The sequence below is a fragment of the Helicobacter salomonis genome (assembly GCF_900197775.1).
Lineage (GTDB): Bacteria > Campylobacterota > Campylobacteria > Campylobacterales > Helicobacteraceae > Helicobacter > Helicobacter salomonis.
Window position 1 is genome coordinate 1 of the sequence record NZ_FZMA01000068.1, and the last position, 1,833, is coordinate 1,833.

A 1,833-nucleotide genomic window follows, 5' to 3' on the forward strand; every position below is an offset into this window, starting at 1 on the left:
CTATCAAAAACACCTTATACCCCTGCTTGATATGATTCTTTATAGAAATGACCAAATCGCTCAAGTGCGAAGCGGTGTCATTAATGCGATACCAATCAGGGTCTAGCTGGAAGCCTTTGGCTTGCAAGGCGTCCACATATTCGGGTACAGAGAATTCAAAGGAGTAGAAGAGCACTTTAGTGCTTAGAGCCATGTGCTCTAAAATCTGAGTAGCTAGAAGGGTTTTGCCCGCCTCTGGGTCCCCCCCTATGAGCACTAAGCCATTAGAATCCAGCCCCCCACCCAATAGCTTGTCCAGGTCTTGTATGCCTGTAGCAAATCTAGGAGCGCGTGGGGTGTTTTTGCCCCGCTCAATCCATTGAGTCAAAGTGGGTGATTGTGTGCTCTTGTCTTCAACATGGATGTATTTATCCAAGAACTCTGCATCAAAGATTTCAGCACGATTGCTAGCCTCAATGAGTTTATAGCCCAATTGGCGTTGCACCTTGCGCATCAAGGCCTTTTTCAACTGCTCTTTAAGGCGTAGATAATCGGGGATGGGCTCTATGCTTAAAAGGGCTTTAAAGGCATCTTGTGCTACAATTTTCTCGCCCAATTGAGATAATATTGTCTCTAATGAGACTTGGGCATTTTGAGCATCTAAGCTCAAGATAGCTTTGAGCACTTCTTGATGGAGTGGCTCAAAGTATTTTAAATCAATGCCCTCTAAGAAAGCTTCGATGTATTTTGGGTAAGCCATAGCACTGGCGACTACGATTTTTTCATCCAAGAGACTTAAGTTTTCTAAATTTTGCATTGTTTTTCCTTTGTCATTTTTAATTTTTTCGTTGTTGTAAACATCCTATTGGCCCGACCATGTTTTTTTATCTCTCCTAAGTTTTCATCTTCTCTCCTTTGCTAAAATTTGCTAAAAAGATTTCTCTGTGCGTGTGCAGATAGAGATTTTCTAGGGCGAAGGCATCTAGGGCTTCTAAAATGCAACGCTCTAGCAGCGCGTTCTGACTGATTCCCTCTGCTTTGGCCACGCGCTTGAAGGCGTGGCTGATATGGGGATGCACGCAGAACTTTTTTCTTAGCCTTGTAGACGCGTTTGGACTTGTCCCAATAGTCTTTTGCATTGCTCTCTCCTCTCTTGAGCAGGTAGAAGCGCATGATGCGCTCCACCACCACTCCACGGCTCTGCCCTTCTAACTGCGCAATGGTATCCAGTAAGCCCAGTACAGCTTTAGTCAAAAAGAAACTCCCCGTGTGTTCTTTAGGCTTCATTGTGTGCCTCGATGTAGTGATCAATCATCATCACTAGGCTCTCCTCCATATTGGCGTAGCTAAAGCCATTGTAGGCCTTGATGATGCGATCTAAGATGCCCTTAGCCTTGGTTTGGGTGTACTCTTTGGGTGGGAAAATATCCCGATAATTGTTGCGCATAGAGTGGTAGATGCAGGCTGCAATGTCATGCCCTTGATTTTTCAATTCCAAGCAGTGGTTGAGCAAGACTCTCTTGGTGCTATGGGTGATCTTGGTGTGTTCTTGCCGATAGGCTAGAAAATCTTCAAAGGCCACTCTTTCACTCTGTTCTAAACAATCCAGGTTTAGAGTGCTCTGCTGGGTGAAGAGACGCTTGAGGGTCTGCAGGCCTTTAGACCAAAGAGAGGGGTTGGTAGGATGAGATTCTTCTTCCTCTCTGCTCAACTCGCGCGCATGCGCGCAAAGGTTCCCATGTTTGTTTTTAGATTCTTTATTTTTAATGCGCGGTAAATTTTGCCGTGTGGTGGGAACCCCGTATTCTTGGGGGGTGTCATCTTTGCAGTTGCCTAAATTAGGGCACTCTGACC

The 1,833-nt window shown here is 45.3% G+C and carries 3 protein-coding genes; all 3 read right to left on the reverse strand.

Going from position 1 to position 1,833, the window contains the following annotated elements; translation table 11 throughout:
* Window positions 1-796, reverse strand: a 796-nt coding sequence (locus C6H04_RS07765) for a DnaB-like helicase C-terminal domain-containing protein (protein WP_104732820.1), incomplete at its 3' end; no start/stop codon positions are given.
* A 76-nt stretch (window positions 797-872) separates the two neighbouring features.
* Window positions 873-1,118, reverse strand: coding sequence for a hypothetical protein (locus C6H04_RS07770; protein ID WP_158653834.1), 246 nt, complete (start codon window positions 1,116-1,118; stop codon window positions 873-875).
* 137 nt (window positions 1,119-1,255) lie between these two features.
* Window positions 1,256-1,833, reverse strand: a 578-nt coding sequence (locus C6H04_RS07775; RefSeq protein ID WP_499797619.1) for a phage replication initiator YdaU family protein, incomplete at its 5' end; no start/stop codon positions are given.